The sequence below is a fragment of the Paraburkholderia kururiensis genome (assembly GCF_034424375.1).
In the GTDB taxonomy this organism is placed as follows: Bacteria; Pseudomonadota; Gammaproteobacteria; order Burkholderiales; family Burkholderiaceae; genus Paraburkholderia; species Paraburkholderia kururiensis_A.
Genome location: NZ_CP139965.1, coordinates 1,223,758 through 1,238,707, shown reverse-complemented (window position 1 = coordinate 1,238,707; position 14,950 = coordinate 1,223,758). Strand labels below are relative to the sequence as shown.

At 66.8% G+C, this 14,950-nt stretch carries 12 protein-coding genes; 6 read left to right on the top strand and 6 right to left on the bottom strand.

The features are described 5' to 3' along the window. The first annotated feature begins 131 nt into the window (after positions 1–131). Genes U0042_RS05565 through U0042_RS05550 form a run of 4 tightly spaced genes read left to right on the top strand, consistent with a single transcriptional unit; the run spans position 132 to position 6,716 of the window. Positions 132–1,736, top strand: a complete 1,605-nt coding sequence (locus U0042_RS05565; protein ID WP_232833555.1) for an efflux transporter outer membrane subunit — start codon at positions 132–134, stop codon at positions 1,734–1,736. Then, positions 1,733–2,806: an HlyD family secretion protein gene (locus U0042_RS05560; protein ID WP_114814474.1), complete on the top strand. Its 1,074-nt coding sequence runs from the start codon at positions 1,733–1,735 to the stop codon at positions 2,804–2,806. The genes U0042_RS05565 and U0042_RS05560 overlap by 4 nt, the downstream gene beginning before the upstream one ends. Positions 2,807–2,815: 9 nt before the next feature. Beyond that, a complete protein-coding gene (gene rbbA, locus U0042_RS05555) occupies positions 2,816–5,602 on the top strand; it encodes a ribosome-associated ATPase/putative transporter RbbA (protein ID WP_114814473.1) in 2,787 nt (928 codons plus the stop codon). Between the two features lies 1 nt (position 5,603). Then, on the top strand, positions 5,604–6,716 hold the full coding sequence (locus tag U0042_RS05550) for an ABC transporter permease (protein ID WP_114814472.1): 1,113 nt from the start codon (positions 5,604–5,606) through the stop codon (positions 6,714–6,716). A gap of 33 nt (positions 6,717–6,749) precedes the next feature. On the opposite strand, the gene U0042_RS05545 is transcribed toward U0042_RS05550, so the two are convergent. Next, positions 6,750–7,649, bottom strand: a complete 900-nt coding sequence (locus U0042_RS05545) for an AraC family transcriptional regulator (RefSeq protein WP_114814471.1) — start codon at positions 7,647–7,649, stop codon at positions 6,750–6,752. A 183-nt stretch (positions 7,650–7,832) separates the two neighbouring features. Here U0042_RS05545 and U0042_RS05540 point away from each other — a divergent pair, with 183 nt between their 5' ends. Both U0042_RS05540 and U0042_RS05535 read left to right on the top strand, forming a co-directional pair. After that, entirely contained in the window at positions 7,833–8,612 is a 780-nt protein-coding gene (locus U0042_RS05540; RefSeq protein ID WP_114814470.1) for an SDR family NAD(P)-dependent oxidoreductase, read from the top strand. A 76-nt stretch (positions 8,613–8,688) separates the two neighbouring features. Next, on the top strand, positions 8,689–9,954 hold the full coding sequence (locus tag U0042_RS05535) for a leucine-rich repeat domain-containing protein (protein WP_114814469.1): 1,266 nt from the start codon (positions 8,689–8,691) through the stop codon (positions 9,952–9,954). A 102-nt stretch (positions 9,955–10,056) separates the two neighbouring features. Here U0042_RS05535 and nfsB read toward each other — a convergent pair whose 3' ends face one another. The 5 genes from nfsB to U0042_RS05510 form a co-directional block, all read right to left on the bottom strand. Next, entirely contained in the window at positions 10,057–10,710 is a 654-nt protein-coding gene (gene nfsB / locus U0042_RS05530) for an oxygen-insensitive NAD(P)H nitroreductase (RefSeq protein WP_114814468.1), read from the bottom strand. Between the two features lie 60 nt (positions 10,711–10,770). Further along, positions 10,771–11,808 (bottom strand): zinc-binding alcohol dehydrogenase family protein, encoded by a 1,038-nt coding sequence (locus U0042_RS05525; RefSeq protein ID WP_114814467.1) that lies wholly within the window; start codon positions 11,806–11,808, stop codon positions 10,771–10,773. Positions 11,809–11,854: 46 nt separating this feature from the next. Continuing rightward, entirely contained in the window at positions 11,855–12,172 is a 318-nt protein-coding gene (locus tag U0042_RS05520) for an antibiotic biosynthesis monooxygenase family protein (protein WP_114814466.1), read from the bottom strand. Positions 12,173–12,312: 140 nt separating this feature from the next. Further along, positions 12,313–13,212, bottom strand: a complete 900-nt coding sequence (locus U0042_RS05515) for a LysR family transcriptional regulator (protein WP_114814506.1) — start codon at positions 13,210–13,212, stop codon at positions 12,313–12,315. Between the two features lie 155 nt (positions 13,213–13,367). Then, the gene (locus tag U0042_RS05510) at positions 13,368–14,942 is read right to left on the bottom strand and encodes a methyl-accepting chemotaxis protein (RefSeq protein ID WP_232833554.1); all 1,575 of its coding nucleotides are present in this window, start codon (positions 14,940–14,942) and stop codon (positions 13,368–13,370) included. Between the last annotated feature and the right edge of the window lie 8 nt (positions 14,943–14,950).

Genomic DNA, 14,950 nt, shown 5'->3' with positions numbered 1-14,950 from the left:
CCCGTCGCCCGGACGGTCGATCATGCCGCCACTGACGCAGATCAAGGGTCAAAAGTCAGACCACGCAAAAATTCAGTTGCGCCGTCCGCTCCTGCGCTCGATCGAACCTGTCCATCGGCAACGACCCGGTCATGACCCTCCTCCCGCACGCCGCCTCCGAAACACCGCACGTGACCCGCCGCTGGCCGCAAGCGCTGTCGCGTCAGGCTACGGCATCTTCAGAGGCCGGCTCAGCGACCTCGCCCGCGCCTCGCGCACGGGCCGTCACGCTCGCCACGGCACTCGCCGCCGCACTCGCCGTCTCGCTCACCGCGTGCTCGCTCGCGCCGCATTACGAACGCCCCGCTGCACCAGTGCCTGCGGCGTGGCCCGCCGATACGTCGGCAGCAACGTCGGCAGCAACGTCGGCATCATCCGGCGGCTCGCCGGTGAATCAGATCAGCTGGCGCGACTACTTTCCGGACCCGCAGCTGCAAGCGCTGATCGACGAAGCGCTCGCCCACAACCGCGACCTGCGCGTGGCCGTGCAGCGCGTGGAGGAAGCGCGCGCGAGCTACGGCATCCAGCGCGCGGACCAGTTGCCGACTGTCGACGCCGGCGCGACCTATGGCCGCTTTCGCGCGCCCGGCGGCTTCCTCGCGGGCACGCCTCTGCTGGGCGGAGGCTCCACGATAACGGGCAGCGCCTATAGCCTGAGCCTCATGGAAAGCAGCTGGGAACTGGACCTCTGGGGCCGCGTGCGCAATCTCAAAGACGCGGCGCTGGAAAACTTCCTCGCGAGCGACGCCTCGCGCCGCGCCGTCTCCGTGAGCCTGATCGCCCAGGTGGCCGACGCGTACCTCGCCCTGCGCGAATACGACGAACGCATCGCATTGGCGCGCGAAACCATGACGACCCGCCAGGAGTCGCTGCGCATTGTCCGGCGCCGCTTCGAAACCGGCGCCGTGGCGCGGCTCGATCTCACGCAGGCGGAGATTCTGCTGCAACAGGCCGAAACGCTCGACGCCCAGCTCGAACAGGCACGCGCCGCCGAGGCCCACGCGCTCGACCTGCTGCTCGGCGCGCCCGCGCAGTTGTCGCCCGCCACCGCGCCGTTGAACGACGCCAGCGTGCGCCCCGACCTAGGCGTCGGGCTGCCGTCCGATCTGCTCGAAAACCGGCCCGACATCGCCGCCGCCGAACATCAGCTGCGCGCAGCCAACGCGAACATCGGCGCGGCGCGCGCGGCGTTCTTTCCGCGCATCACGCTCACGAGTTCCTACGGCACGACGAGCAGCGGCCTGCACGACCTGTTCAGCTCGGCCAACGGCGCGTGGCTGTTCCTGCCGAATCTCTCGGTGCCCATCTTCGACGCGGGCCGCAACCGCAGCAATCTCGCGCTCGCGAAGGCGCGCGAACAGGAAGCGGTGGCGCAATACGAAAAGACCATTCAGGCCGCGTTTCGCGACGTGGCCGACGCGCTGTCCGCACGCGACTGGCTCGATCAGCAGACGCGCATTGCGCGCGCCACGCTCGCCTCGCAAAGCGAGCGGGCGCGGCTCGTGAAGCTGCGCTACGACACGGGCGCCACGCCCTTCCTCGAAGTGCTCGACGCGCAGCGCGACCTGCTCGCCGCGCAGCAACAGCTCGTGCAGACGCGCCGCGCGCTGCTGGCGAGCCGCGTCGCCCTGTTCGCGGCGCTGGGCGGCGGCGTGCCGGCCGGCGCAGATTCCAATCAAGAGGGTTCCACGCCATGAAGCTTCAACCGAGGAAACTGCTGCCCGCCGCCGCGCTCCTGCTTATCGCGGCCACGGCCGGCTATTACGCGTGGACGCGTCTGCACGATACCGGTCCCGGCGACGGCTTCGCGAGCGGCAACGGCCGCATCGAAGCCACGCAGATCGACGTGGCCACCAAGCTGGCCGGCCGCGTGGACAGCATCTTCGTGCACGAGGGCGACTTCGTGAAAGCGGGCCAGCCGCTCGCGAAGATGGACGTGAACACGCTCGACGCTCAACTCGACGAAGCACAGGCCAGGCAGCGCGGCGCGGTGAACAGCGCGGCGAGCGTGGAGCAACTGATCGCGCAGCGCGAAAGCGACGTGGTAGCCGCGCAGGCCGTGGTCACGCAGCGCGAAGCCGAACTCGATGCCGCGCAACGCAAGCTGGCGCGCTCCGAAACGCTTTCGCGCGAAGGCGCGTCGTCCATGCAGGAACTCGACGACGACCGCGCCCGCATGCGCAGCGCCGACGCCACGGTGCGCGCGGCGAAAGCGCAGGTGGCCGCGGCGAAGGCCGCCGTGGACGCCACGCGCGCACAACTGGTGGCGGCACGCTCGGACGTGGCCGCGGCACGAGCCACCGTGGCCCGCGTGAACGCCGACATCGACGACAGCCAGCTCACGGCACCGCGCGACGGACGCGTGCAGTACCGCGTCGCGGAGCCCGGCGAAGTGCTGGCGGCTGGCGGCACCGTGCTCAACATGGTCGATCTGTCCGACGTCTACATGACCTTCTTCCTGCCCGAAACCGTGGCCGGCAAGGTGGCGATGGGCGCGGAAGTGCGCCTCATCGTAGATGCCGCGCCCAACTGGGTCATACCCGCCACCGTCACGTTCGTCGCGAGCACGGCGCAGTTCACGCCGAAGACCGTGGAAACCACGAGCGAGCGCGAAAAGCTGATGTTCCGCGTGAAGGCACAGATCAGCCGCACGCTGCTGCTCAAGCATCTCGAACTCGTGAAGACCGGCGTGCCCGGCGTGGCGTGGGTCAAGATCGACCCGAAGGCCGCGTGGCCCGCGAAGCTCGCGGTCAACGTGCCGCAGTAAGGCCGGCTCATGAGCGTTCTTTCGCCCACGCCCGTCGGCGCCGCGCAGGCGGCTTCCGTCGCCAGCCTCACCGACGTCTCGCTCACCTACGGCGACGTGCGCGCGCTCGACGCGATCAACGTGCAAATTCCCGCGGGCTGCATGGTGGGGCTGATCGGGCCGGACGGCGTGGGCAAGTCGAGTCTGCTCGCGCTCATCGCGGGCGCGCATGCCATCCAGACGGGGCACGTGGCAGTGCTGGGCGGCGATATGGCCGACGTCCACCACCGGCGCATCAGCTGCCCGCGCATCGCCTACATGCCGCAGGGCCTGGGCAAGAATCTCTACCCCACGCTCTCGGTGTTCGAAAACGCCGACTTCTTCGGGCGGCTGTTCGGCCATCGGCGTGCGGACCGCGAGCGGCGCATTCGCGACCTTCTGCAAAGCACCGGCCTCGCGCCGTTTGCCGACCGTCCCGCGGGCAAGCTCTCGGGCGGCATGAAGCAGAAGCTGAGTCTGTGCTGCGCGCTGATCCACGACCCCGATCTGCTCATTCTCGACGAGCCCACCACCGGCGTGGACCCGCTCTCGCGCCGCCAGTTCTGGGACCTCATCGACGAGATTCGCCGCGCGCGGCCCGGCATGAGCGTGATGGTGGCCACCGCCTACATGGAAGAAGCCGCGCGCTTCGACTGGCTCATGGCCATGGATGCCGGCCGCGTGCTGGCCACGGGCAGCCCGGCCGCGCTGCTGGAGCGCACGGGCACCGCGACGCTCGACGCCGCCTTCATCGCGCTCTTGCCCGAAGAGAAGCGCCGAGGCCATCACGCCATTCAGATCCCGCCGCGCGATCCGTCGAAAGAGGCCGACATTGCGATCGAAGCCGACGACCTCACCATGCGCTTCGGCAACTTCGTGGCCGTGGACCACGTGAGCTTTCGCATTGCGCGCGGCGAGATCTTCGGCTTTCTGGGCTCGAACGGTTGCGGCAAGACCACCACGATGAAGATGCTCACGGGCTTGCTCGCGCAGAGCGAAGGCCACGCCACGCTGTTCGGCCGCACCGTGGATGCCAATGACATCGACGTGCGCCGGCGCGTGGGCTACATGTCGCAGTCGTTCTCGCTCTATACCGAACTCACGGTCAGACAGAACCTGGACCTTCACGCGCGCCTTTTCCGGCTGCCGCGCGAGGCCATTGCGGCGCGCATCGAAGAAGTGGTGCAGCGTTTCGATCTGGCGAGCGTGCTCGACGAACTGCCCGACGCGCTGCCGCTCGGCATTCGGCAGCGCCTTTCGCTCGGCGTCGCGATGATCCATTCGCCGGAGATGCTGATTCTCGACGAGCCCACGTCGGGCGTGGACCCCGTTGCGCGCGACGCGCTGTGGCAGATCCTCATCGACCTCGCGCGCAAGGACAACGTGACCATCTTCATCTCCACGCACTTCATGAACGAAGCGGAACGCTGCGACCGCATCTCGCTCATGCATGCGGGCAAGGTGCTGGTGAGCGACACGCCCGCGAACATCGTGGCGAGCCGTCATGCACCGACGCTGGAAGAAGCGTTCATCCGCTATTTGCAGGACGCCATGGGCAACGAGCCGCAACCCGCGCCGCTGCCGCCGCCCGAACCCGAAGCGCAGTTGCCGCGCGGACTCGAACGCATTGCGGCGTCCCGGCCAGACAGCCTGTTCGACGTGCGCCGCATGGCGAGCTTCGCGCGGCGCGAAACGCTGGAACTGCTGCGCGATCCCATTCGCCTCACGACCGCGCTGCTGGGCAGCGTCATCCTCATGTTCGTGATGGCCTACGGCGTGAATCTGGACGTCGACAATCTTTCGTTTGCGGTGCTGGACCGCGACCAGACGGTGGCGAGCCAGAACTACGTGCTCAACATCGAAGGCTCGCGCTACTTCGTGAAGAAGCCGCCGCTCAAGGACTACGCGGACATGGACCGCCGCATGCGCAGCGGCGAGATCAGCCTGGCCATCGAGATTCCGCCCAACTTCGCGCGCGACGCCGAACGCGGCCGCCACGTGCAGATCGCCGCGTGGATAGACGGCGCCATGGCGCAGCGCGCCGAAACCATTCGCGGCTATGTGGAAGGCCTGCAAACCGAATGGCTCGAAGCGCAGATGCGCGAGCGGCTCGGCAAGCACGCCATGCCGGGGCAATACCAGCTGGAAATCCGCTATCGCTACAACCCGGGCGTGGAAAGCCTGGTGGCCATGGCGCCCGCGATGATTCCGCTTCTGCTCATGCTGATTCCCGCGATGCTCGCGGCGTTGAGCGTGGTGCGCGAAAAGGAGCTGGGCTCCATCGTCAACTTCTACGTGACGCCCGCTACGTCGCTCGAATTTCTGCTCGGCAAGCAGGCGCCCTACGTCGCGCTCGCGATGATCAGCGCCATGCTCTTGTGGTTCGTCACGCTCACCGTGTTCCAGGTGCCGTTCAAGGGCAGCCTGCTTACGTTCATGCTGGGGTCGCTGCTCTACGTGATGGCGTCGACGGGCATCGGCATCTTCATCTCGTCGTTCATCAGCAGCCAGGTGGCGGCCGTGTTCGGCACGACGATCCTGACGCTCGTGCCCGCTGTGAACTTCTGCGGCATCATCAACCCGGTTTCGGCCATGCAGGGCTCCGCCGCGCTGGTGGGCACCGTGTTCCCCACCACGTACTTCGTGACGATTGCGCGCGGCACGTTTTCCAAGGGGCTCGGCATCGAAGTGCTGGGCGGCTCGCTCGTGCCCATCGCGATTGCGGTCGTGGTGGTGCTCACCGCCAGCGCGCTGCTGCTGAAAAAACAGGCCCGCTGACATGCGCCTCGCCAACATCCTGCAACTCGGCATCAAGGAACTGCGCGGCCTCGCACGCGACCCCGTGCTGGTCGTGCTGATCATCTACTCGTTCACGCTCTCGGTCTATGCGGAGGCCACCGCGATTCCCGACGTGCTGAACAACGCGGCCATCGGCATCGTGGACGAAGACCAGTCGCCGCTTTCGGAGCGCATCGGCGGCGCGTTCTACCCGCCCTACTTCACGCCGCCCTCGATGATCACGCCGCCGGAGATGGACCGCCGCATGGACATCGGCGCCGACACCTTCGCGCTGGACATTCCGCCCAACTTCCAGCGCGACCTGCTGGCAGGCCGCTCACCCACCATCCAGCTCAACGTGGACGCCACGCGCATGACGCAGGCGTTCAGTGGCAGCGGCTATGTGCAGAACATCGTTCACGGCGAGATTGCGGAGTTCATGCAGCGGTATCGGTCCGCGGCGCCGCAGCCCGTCGATCTGAACGTGCGCGTGCGGTTCAATCCGAACCTCACGCACCTGTGGTTCGGGTCAGTGACGAGCATCATCGATGCCATCACCATGCTCGCCGTCATTCTCACGGGCGCCGCGCTCATTCGCGAGCGCGAGCACGGCACCATCGAGCATCTGCTCGTCATGCCCGTTACCCCCGTGGAAATCATGTTGAGCAAGATCGCCGCGATGGGGCTGGTGGTGCTCGTGGTGTCGAGCCTGTCGATGCTGTTCGTCGTGGAGGGGATACTCAGCGTGCCCATCGAAGGATCGCGCTGGCTCTTCATGGCGGGCGCCGCGCTCGACCTGTTCGCCACCACGGCCATGGGCATCGCGCTTGCCACCGCGGTCGAATCCATGCCGCAGTTCGCGTTGCTCGTGATCCTGATTCTCGTGCCGCTTCAGGTGCTCTCGGGCAGCGTCACGCCGCGCGAAAGCATGCCGGAGATCATTCAGACCATCATGCTTGCGGCACCTAACACGCACTTCGTGATCCTCGCGCAGTCGATACTCTTTCGCGGCGCGGGCTTCAGTGCCGTGTGGCCTCAGTTTCTCGCGCTCGCGGGCATCGGGCTCGCCATGTTCGCGCTGGCGCTGCGGCAGTTCCGCGGTTTTCTGAAGTGAGCGGGCGAAACGCGGCTCACGCCATGCACAGGCTCAGGCCGTCTTGAGCGTGGCGGCGTCGCGCCGGGGCGGCGCGCCGAACATGCGCGAATATTCGCGGCTGAACTGCGAGGGGCTTTCGTAGCCCACGCGATACGCGGCCGCTTCCGCGTGGATGGCACCGTTCGCCATCAGATGACGGGCTTCTAGCAGACGCAGCTGCTTCTGGTATTGCAGCGGCGTCATGGACGTCAGCGCTTTGAACTGCCGATGAAACGCCGACGGGCTCATCTGCGCTATGGCCGCCAGCTCTTCGATGCGCAGCGTTTCCGAGAACTGGTCGCGCAGCACGTGGATCGCGTTCACCACCCTCTCTGCATGGCTGTTGGCGAGCACGACCTTGGCCACTTCGTTGCCGTGCGGCCCCACCAGCAGCCAGTAGCAGATCTCGCGCATGATGAGCGGCGCGATGACGGGAATCGCCTTCGGCGTGTCGAGCAGGCGCACGAGACGCAGCACGCAATCGGCAAGCGGGCCCTCAAAGTCGGTGACGAACACGCCGTGGCCCACGTTGCCATGCGACATGGCGGGCGCCCGCGGAGTGTCGAGGCAGGCCAGCACGTCGCGCATGACGGCCGGATCGAATTCGATCGCCAGGCCCAGATAGGGCTCGGAGGGGCTCGCCTTCACCACGCGGCTCAACGCCGGCATCTCGACGCTCACGACGAGCGCCTGTCCCGCGCCGTATTCGTAGTGCCGGCCGCCGAACGTGGTGCGCTTGGCGCCTTGCGCAACGACGCAAAGCGCCGGCTGGACGATATGGTGCGAGGGGTGCCGCTCGTGGTCCGAACGAAGCAGGATCAGGCCATCCACGGCCGTGGCGAACGGGCTGGCCTTACCCGGCCCTTGAGCGTCGGTCTGGCGCTTGAGAAGTGCGGCGAGGGTTTGGGACATGGGTGAAACCTCGGATGGAGCCTTCCGGCAGGCATTGGGAGGCATGTTACAGCGGAGCGGACGGGCCCGCTGGCGTCGCGCGCCCTTCGAGCAGGATCAGGCAAGAACGCGGCGAGTTCTGGCATTCGGTTCACGGCCGCTGCGTCCTATGCTGGCGCCTTTCCAGCCAGACGAGGAGTCAGCATGTCAGCAGGACAATCGAATCCCGGCGCCACGAAAATCGCCATCGTCACGGGAGGCAGCCGCGGCATCGGGCGCAGCACCGTGCTTCAGCTCGCCCGCCGCGGCGTGCCATCCATCTTCACGTACCGCGCCAATCGGGCCGAAGCGGAGAAGGTCGTCGCGCTCGCGGCCGAGGCGGGCCAACGGGCCATCGCGCTGCCGCTCGATACGGGCGACGTCACGAGCTTCGACGCGTTCGTCGGTCAGGTGCGCGCCGCGCTCGACCAGCTTGGCGCGCAGCGCTTCGACTACCTCGTCAACAACGCGGGCACGTCGCACCACGCGGCCTTCGCCGAAGTAACCGAAGAAGCGCTGGATAGCCTCTACCGGGTCCATTTCAAGGGTGTGTTCTTTCTCACGCAGAAGCTGCTGCCGCTCATCAACGACGGCGGGCGCATCGTGAATATCTCGTCCGGGCTTACGCGCGCCACCTACCCGGGCAGCGCGTCGTATGCGTCGATGAAAGGCGCGGTCGAAGTGCTCACGCGTTATCTCGCCAAGGAACTCGGCCCGCGTCGCATCGCCGTGAACGTGGTCGCGCCGGGCGCGGTCGCCACGGACTTCAGCGGCGGCATGGTGCGCGACAACCCCGAGGTCAACAAGATGGTCTCCGACATGACGGCGCTGGGCCGCCCGGGTTTGCCCGACGACATCGGCCTTGCCATCGCGTCGCTGCTCTCGGAAGACCAGCGCTGGGTGAACGCACAGCGCATCGAAGTATCGGGCGGCATGGCGCTTTAAGGTGTTGCGGGGCGGTTCGCCGGAGGCCATCGCGCTTCGTGTATAAAGGGGCAACCCTGAACACGCGGAGACTGCCGTGGCGACCACCCCACCCTCTAACACCCCACCCACCGAAGAAGGCGCGGGCACCGATGCGCCGCGCCGCGCGCGGCGCTGGGCCATCGGCGGCGGCATCGCGCTGCTGGTCGTCGTGCTGCTCGCGCTCTGGCGGCCCTGGCACGGCACGGCCGACCTGCACGCGTTGAACGAGCTGGGATTCTTCACGGGCGGGTGCAGCGAGAACGGCGGCCCGGCCAGTTCACCCGATTCCGAATGCCTCTCGTTGCGCGCGAAGCCGGGCCTCTCGGCGGCTCAGGTGGCCGCCGCACTGCCGCAGCTTGCGAAGATCGACCGCAAGCTCGAACTGAACCTGGCGAATACCGGGCTCGACAGCGTGGACGGGCTCACGACGATACGGAACCTCGAAGCGCTCGACCTCTCCGGCACCGCCGTCTGGAACCTCGCCCCGCTCAAGGACATGCATTCGCTCAAGCGGCTCGTGCTCCATCGCACGAACGTCGAGAACATCGATGCACTGAAGACGCTGACCGGCCTGCAATCGCTGAACCTCTGGGACACGCGCGTCGCGAACCTCGGCGCGCTCAAAGACCTGACCGACCTGCGGCAACTCGATCTGCGCGACACGCAGGTGCGCGACCTCGACGCGCTCGCGAGCCTCTCCCAACTCGATACGCTCAAGCTGGGCGGCGCCCGCAACGTCCGCAACATCGAACCGCTCGCCGGCCTCACGGCGCTGAAGACGCTCGACCTCAACGAAACGCAGGTGGAAAGCATTCGTGCGCTCAGGAAGCTGCACGACCTCCAGGCGCTTTATCTCGCGAATACGCCCGTGCGCGACATCGACGCGGTGAGCGGCATGCCCGCGCTGAAAACGCTGGTGCTGGACGGCTCGAAGGTGGACGACATCGACGCCCTGCACGGACTCACGCAACTCGACACGCTCGTGCTGGCGCGCACGCCGGTCACGAAGATCGATGCGCTCGCGGGGCTCACGAGTCTGCAACGGCTCAATCTGTCCGACACCGAAGTGGAGAACATCGACGCGCTGAAAGGGCTCACGGCCCTGCAGGATCTCAACCTCTTTCGCACAGAGGTCAGCAACGTGGAGGCGCTGAAGAATCTGCACGGCCTGCAGGAGCTTTATCTTGCCAACACGCCGGTGCAGGACGTGGATGCGCTCAAGGGTTTGACGAACCTGCGCGAACTCGTGCTGTACGGCACGAAGGCGACCAACGTGGATGCGCTGAAGGCAGCGCTGCCGAATACGCGCGTGGTGTGGTGAGGGCTGCCATGTGCGCCGCGTGAAGTGAGCGCATGAGGCGAGCGCGTGGCTTTTCGCCATGCGCTCGCTGGCCGCAGGCTTCAACGCGGCTTCAACCCGCCATCACAGATCGGTAAACACGGCTTCGGCCGCCATGCGCGACTTCGGCAGCTTGCGATTGAAGTCCGCTTCGGCGCTGTAACCCAGGCCCACCACCACCACGCTCGTGAAGCCCTTGTCGCGCAGGCCCAGTTCCTGATCGAGCACCTGGGCGTCGAAGCCTTCCATCGGGCATGCGTTCACTTCGAGCGTGGCGGCGCCCAGGAGCAGCGTGCCGAGCGCGAGATAGACCTGCTTTTCCATCCAGTGCTGCGCGTCTTTCAACTGGTAGCGGTGCAGGTCCACGTACGACTGACGCGTCTTCTGCTGCCCCGCACGCGCCTCCGGCGCGACGAAGCGGCCATCGCGCTCCTCCTGGCCGAGCACGGCTTCCAGATGCGCGCCGCTCATTTCAGTGCGCGCGCAGAGCACGACGACATGCGACGCGTTGAGAATCTTCGCCTCGTTGTACGAGTAGCCGCCCTGCGCGGCCCTGGCGATGCGCGCCTTGCCGGCCTCTGTGGAAGCCATCACGAAGTGCCACGGCTGCGAGTTCACCGACGACGGGCTGAAGCGCAGTAGTTCGCGCAGCTGTGCGATGGTCTCGTCGGGAATCTTGCGCGCGGCGTCGAAGGCTTTCGTGGAGTGACGCGTCCGGGCGTAATGGGCGATGTTCATGTGTTGTTCCTTGCTATGAGGCTTGAAGTAAAAGCTGCGGAAAAAACGGAAAAAGAAGGCCTAAAACCCTTCGAGCACGATCTTGCCGCGCGCGCGGTTCGTCTCGATCAGCGCATGCGCGCGGCGCAGGTTCGCGGCGTTGATGGTGCCGAGCGTTTCGTTGAGCGTGGTGCGCAGCACGCCTGCATCGATCAGCGACGCCACGCGATTCAGAATCTCGTGCTGACGAATCTGGTCGTGCGTGGAGAACATGGAGCGCGTGTACATCAGCTCCCAGTGCAGCGACACGCTCTTCGCCTTGAGCTTGCGGAAGTCGAACAGCTCGGGGTCGTCGATCAGGCCCACGCGACCCTGCGGAAGAATGGCCTCGACGATCTGGTCGAAATGACGGTCGGTCTGGTTGAGGCTCGCAATCAGATCCACGCCCGCAAAGCCGATGCGCCTGAGTTCCTCCGCAAGCGGCTTCGTATGGTCGATCACGTGATGCGCGCCCAGGTCCTTCACCCACTGCACCGTTTCGGGCCGCGACGCGGTGCCGATCACCGTGAGTCCCGTGAGCTGGCGTGCAAGCTGCACGAGAATGGAGCCCACGCCGCCGGCCGCGCCGATCACGAGCAGCGTCTGCGGTTGCGAGCCTGCTGCTTTGGCCGCGGCGTTGGTCGTCCCCTCGGCCGCGCCCAGGCGATCGAACAGAAGCTCCCATGCGGTGAGCGACGTGAGCGGCAGCGCGGCCGCTTCGGCGAAGTTCAGCTTCTCGGGCATGCGGCCCACCAGCCGTTCGTCCACGAGATGCAGTTCGCTGTTCGTGCCGGGCCGCAGCAGCGAACCCGCGTACCAGACGCGCTCGCCCGGCTTGAAGAGCGTCACGCCGGCACCCACCGCGCGCACCACGCCGCTTGCGTCCCAGCCCAGCACCTTGGGTTGACCCGCCTCCGGCGCCTTGCCCGCGCGCACCTTCACGTCGACGGGATTCACCGATACGGCGCGCACTTCCACCAGCAGATCGTGCGCGCCCGGCTGCGGGTCGGGCAAATCGAGATCGACGAGCGATTCGGGATCGCTGATCGGCAGGCTGCGGTAATAACCCATCGCTTTCATCGTTGCACTCCGTCAGAAAAGAAAGGCGAGGCGCGGCACGCCGCGCTCATGCGTGCGGGGCAGCCAGCGGCTCCCGCGGTACAAGCGGTTCGAAATGGAACAGCTCCGGGTCCGCCGCGAAGTGCGGCCAGAGCATGTGCAGGAACGGACGGAAATCGGCATGCAGCAAAAAGGCGCTGTGGGCGTCGATGCTGTCCCACTCGATTTCGAGCACATAGCAGCTGCGGTCTTCGCATTGCGGGCCGAAGCGGTGGCCGAGATAACCGCGCTTGCGCACGAGAAACCCGCTCGCCTCGCGCCATGCCGTTTCGAACGACACGGCGCTGTCTGCTCTCAACTGAAAACGCGCAATCGCGATGACCATGCCTGCTCCTGCCGGGCGAACCCCTCGTTTGAGGCTCGATCATGGGTCACGGCACGCGCTTCACCCAGTGGGCAACGGCGATATCAGTTTCAAAGAAACGTTGAAAGTGGCGTGGCGGTCAGCTTCTGCACCGCTGGCGGTCAGCCGGCGTACGAGGCAATGCGCTCCAGCAGAAAGTCGCGCAGCGCGTTGACGGTGGGCGAAAGCATCGTGCGATGCGCGCACACCAGATGAAGCGGCGCGCTCTCGCCGTCGAACGCGGGCAACGCCGCTTCCAGCGCGCCGGATTCGAGGTCTTTCAGCACGTCGAGCCGCGATTTGTAGGCCACGCCCAGGCCCGCCAGCGCCCAGCGGCGCACGAGTTCGCCGTCGTCCGAACTGCGGTTGCCGTTCACCGTGACGACAGTGGGCTCGCCGTTCCGGAAGAAGGTCCAGCGGTCGTGCAGGCGTTCGCTCAGCGTGAAACGCAGGCAGTTGTGCCGCGCCAGGTCCGCGGGCGTGGCGGGACGCCCGTGGCGCGCGAAATAGTCCGGCGAGGCGCACAGCACGCGCCGGTTCTCGGGCGCAAGCGGCAGCGCGACGAGCGTGGAGTCTTCGGGCACGCCGTAGCGGATCGCGAGGTCGATGGGGGCGCGGAACATGTCGGCCACGCGGTCGCCGATGCGAACCTGCAGCGACACAGCCGGGTGCTGCGCCTGAAACGCGTCCAGCCAGCCGGCAAGCACATGGCGGCCGAGGTCCGAAGGCACCGAAAGCGAGACCGAGCCGCCGATCATCTTGCGCCCATGCGCCACCGCGTTGCGGCCCGCCTCCACCTGTTCGATGACGTTGCGCGCGTACTCGATGTAGCGCTCGCCATCGGGCGTAAGGCGCAGGCTGCGCGTGGAGCGCGCCAGCAATCGCGTGCCGAGTTCCGCTTCGAGGCGCTTGAGCCCCGCGCTCGCCACGGCGGGCGCGAGGTCGAGCTGGCGCGCCGCGGCCGAAAGGCTGCCGTTGTCCGCAGCCGTGAGAAAGATAAGAAGGTCTTCGAGTCTGATCATGTCCGCTTGCGCCGCCGGGTCGGTCTCTCGCGCGGGCCGCACGAACGCGCGCCGTGCGCGGTGCCTGCGAGAGCGTGACGCGGCGGCATGGCGCCGCCGCGTCGCGAACGCATCATACAAGTGCGGTACGAAACGCGCAGCGCGCGGACCTGACCTTATGCGGCAACGCCCACGCGGAAGAACGACACCGCACGCGTCAACTGCGCGCCCTGGTTTTCCAGCGACTGCGAAGCCGCAGCCGCCTCTTCCACGAGCGCGGCGTTCTGCTGCGTGACCTGGTCCATCTGCGAAATGGCCTGACTCACCTGGTCGATGCCGCGGCTCTGTTCGCCCGAAGCCGCGGCAATCTCGCCCATGATGTCGTTCACGCGCGCCACGGCCTGCGTGACTTCGGCCATCGTCTCGCCGGCCTGGCCCGCCAGCGCCGCGCCCTCCTGCACCTTCTGCACCGAGGCGCCGATGAGATCCTTGATTTCCTTCGCCGCGCTCGACGAACGCTGCGCGAGGCTGCGCACTTCGCTCGCCACGACCGCGAAGCCGCGGCCCTGCTCGCCGGCACGCGCGGCTTCCACCGCGGCGTTCAACGCGAGAATGTTGGTCTGGAACGCGATGCCTTCGATGATGCCGGTAATCTCCGCCACCTTCGACGAACTCGCGCTGATGTCGGCCATCGTTCCCACCACTTGCCCCACCACCTCGCTGCCCTTCTGCGCCACGCCCGACGCGTTGGTGGACAACGCGCTCGCCTGCTGCGCGTTCTCGGCGTTCTGCTTCACCGTGGACGTGAGCTGCTCCATGCTCGCCGCCGTTTCCTGCAGCGACGAAGCCTGTTGCTCCGTGCGCGACGAGAGGTCCTGATTGCCCGAGGCGATCTGGCTCGCGCCCGTGGCAATGCTGTCCGCGGCCATGCGCACTTCGCCGATCAGCTTCGTGAGGCTTCCCTGCATGTCGCCCATCGATGCGAGCACGCTGCCGCGCGGCGCCGAAGCTGCGCCGCTCACGGGGCTCAGGTCACCGGCCGCGACGCGGCGCGTCACGTCGCTCAACCGGCCGGGCTCCGCGCCCAACGCACGCATGAGGCTGCGCGTAATGAGCAGCCCGGCGCCCACCGCAACCGCGAGCGTCAGCAGACAAACGCCGATCAGCAGCGTGCATTGCCGCCGGTACTGACTCTCGGCTTCCGTGATGCGCTGCTCCGCGCGCGACTGCGTGTATTCGGCGAAAGCGTCCGTGGCCTTCACGAGTTGCGCGAGCAACGGACGGCAACGCTCGTTCAGCGCGACGACCGCTTCGTCATGCTTGCCGTTCAACGCGAGATTGACGATATCGACCGCAACCGGGCCGTACTGGCTCTCCACACGACTGATTTCGGCGGCGAGGCTTTTGGCCTTCCCGGTCGCATCGCTCGAAGCGATCAGGTCATTCAGCACTTTCAACTGGCTCTGCACGTCCTGTTGCGCCTGCGCTTCAGCGGCCTTCTCCGCCTCGATATCCGCGGGCGCCGTGACGAGCGCGAGATTGCGCGCCGCGATGGCGCGGCGGTCCACGGCCTGCCGTACCTGCGCCGCCGCCAGCGCCCGTGCATTCACGCCATGCACGTATTGCGCGAAATTGTCGTTCGCATCGCTCAACGCATTGAGCGAAAAGGCAGACACGAGCAAGACCAGTCCTACTAGCACGCTGAAGGCGGTGGCAAGCTTCATCCGTACGGTCATGCGATTCCAGTTCATCGAATTTC

Excerpts from the sequence above, each read along its gene's own strand:
- U0042_RS05560 (WP_114814474.1), top strand. The coding sequence starts at position 1,733 with ATGAAGCTTCAACCGAGGAAACTGCTGCCCGCCGCCGCGCTCCTGCTT.
- nfsB (WP_114814468.1), bottom strand. The coding sequence starts at position 10,710 with ATGAACATCGCCCATTACGCCCGGACGCGTCACTCCACGAAAGCCTTC.
- U0042_RS05540 (WP_114814470.1), top strand. The coding sequence starts at position 7,833 with ATGTCAGCAGGACAATCGAATCCCGGCGCCACGAAAATCGCCATCGTC.
- U0042_RS05525 (WP_114814467.1), bottom strand. The coding sequence starts at position 11,808 with ATGAAAGCGATGGGTTATTACCGCAGCCTGCCGATCAGCGATCCCGAA.
- U0042_RS05545 (WP_114814471.1), bottom strand. The coding sequence starts at position 7,649 with ATGTCCCAAACCCTCGCCGCACTTCTCAAGCGCCAGACCGACGCTCAA.
- U0042_RS05515 (WP_114814506.1), bottom strand. The coding sequence starts at position 13,212 with ATGATCAGACTCGAAGACCTTCTTATCTTTCTCACGGCTGCGGACAAC.
- U0042_RS05565 (WP_232833555.1), top strand. The coding sequence starts at position 132 with ATGACCCTCCTCCCGCACGCCGCCTCCGAAACACCGCACGTGACCCGC.
- U0042_RS05510 (WP_232833554.1), bottom strand. The coding sequence starts at position 14,942 with ATGAACTGGAATCGCATGACCGTACGGATGAAGCTTGCCACCGCCTTC.
- U0042_RS05520 (WP_114814466.1), bottom strand. The coding sequence starts at position 12,172 with ATGGTCATCGCGATTGCGCGTTTTCAGTTGAGAGCAGACAGCGCCGTG.
- U0042_RS05550 (WP_114814472.1), top strand. The coding sequence starts at position 5,604 with ATGCGCCTCGCCAACATCCTGCAACTCGGCATCAAGGAACTGCGCGGC.
- rbbA (WP_114814473.1), top strand. The coding sequence starts at position 2,816 with ATGAGCGTTCTTTCGCCCACGCCCGTCGGCGCCGCGCAGGCGGCTTCC.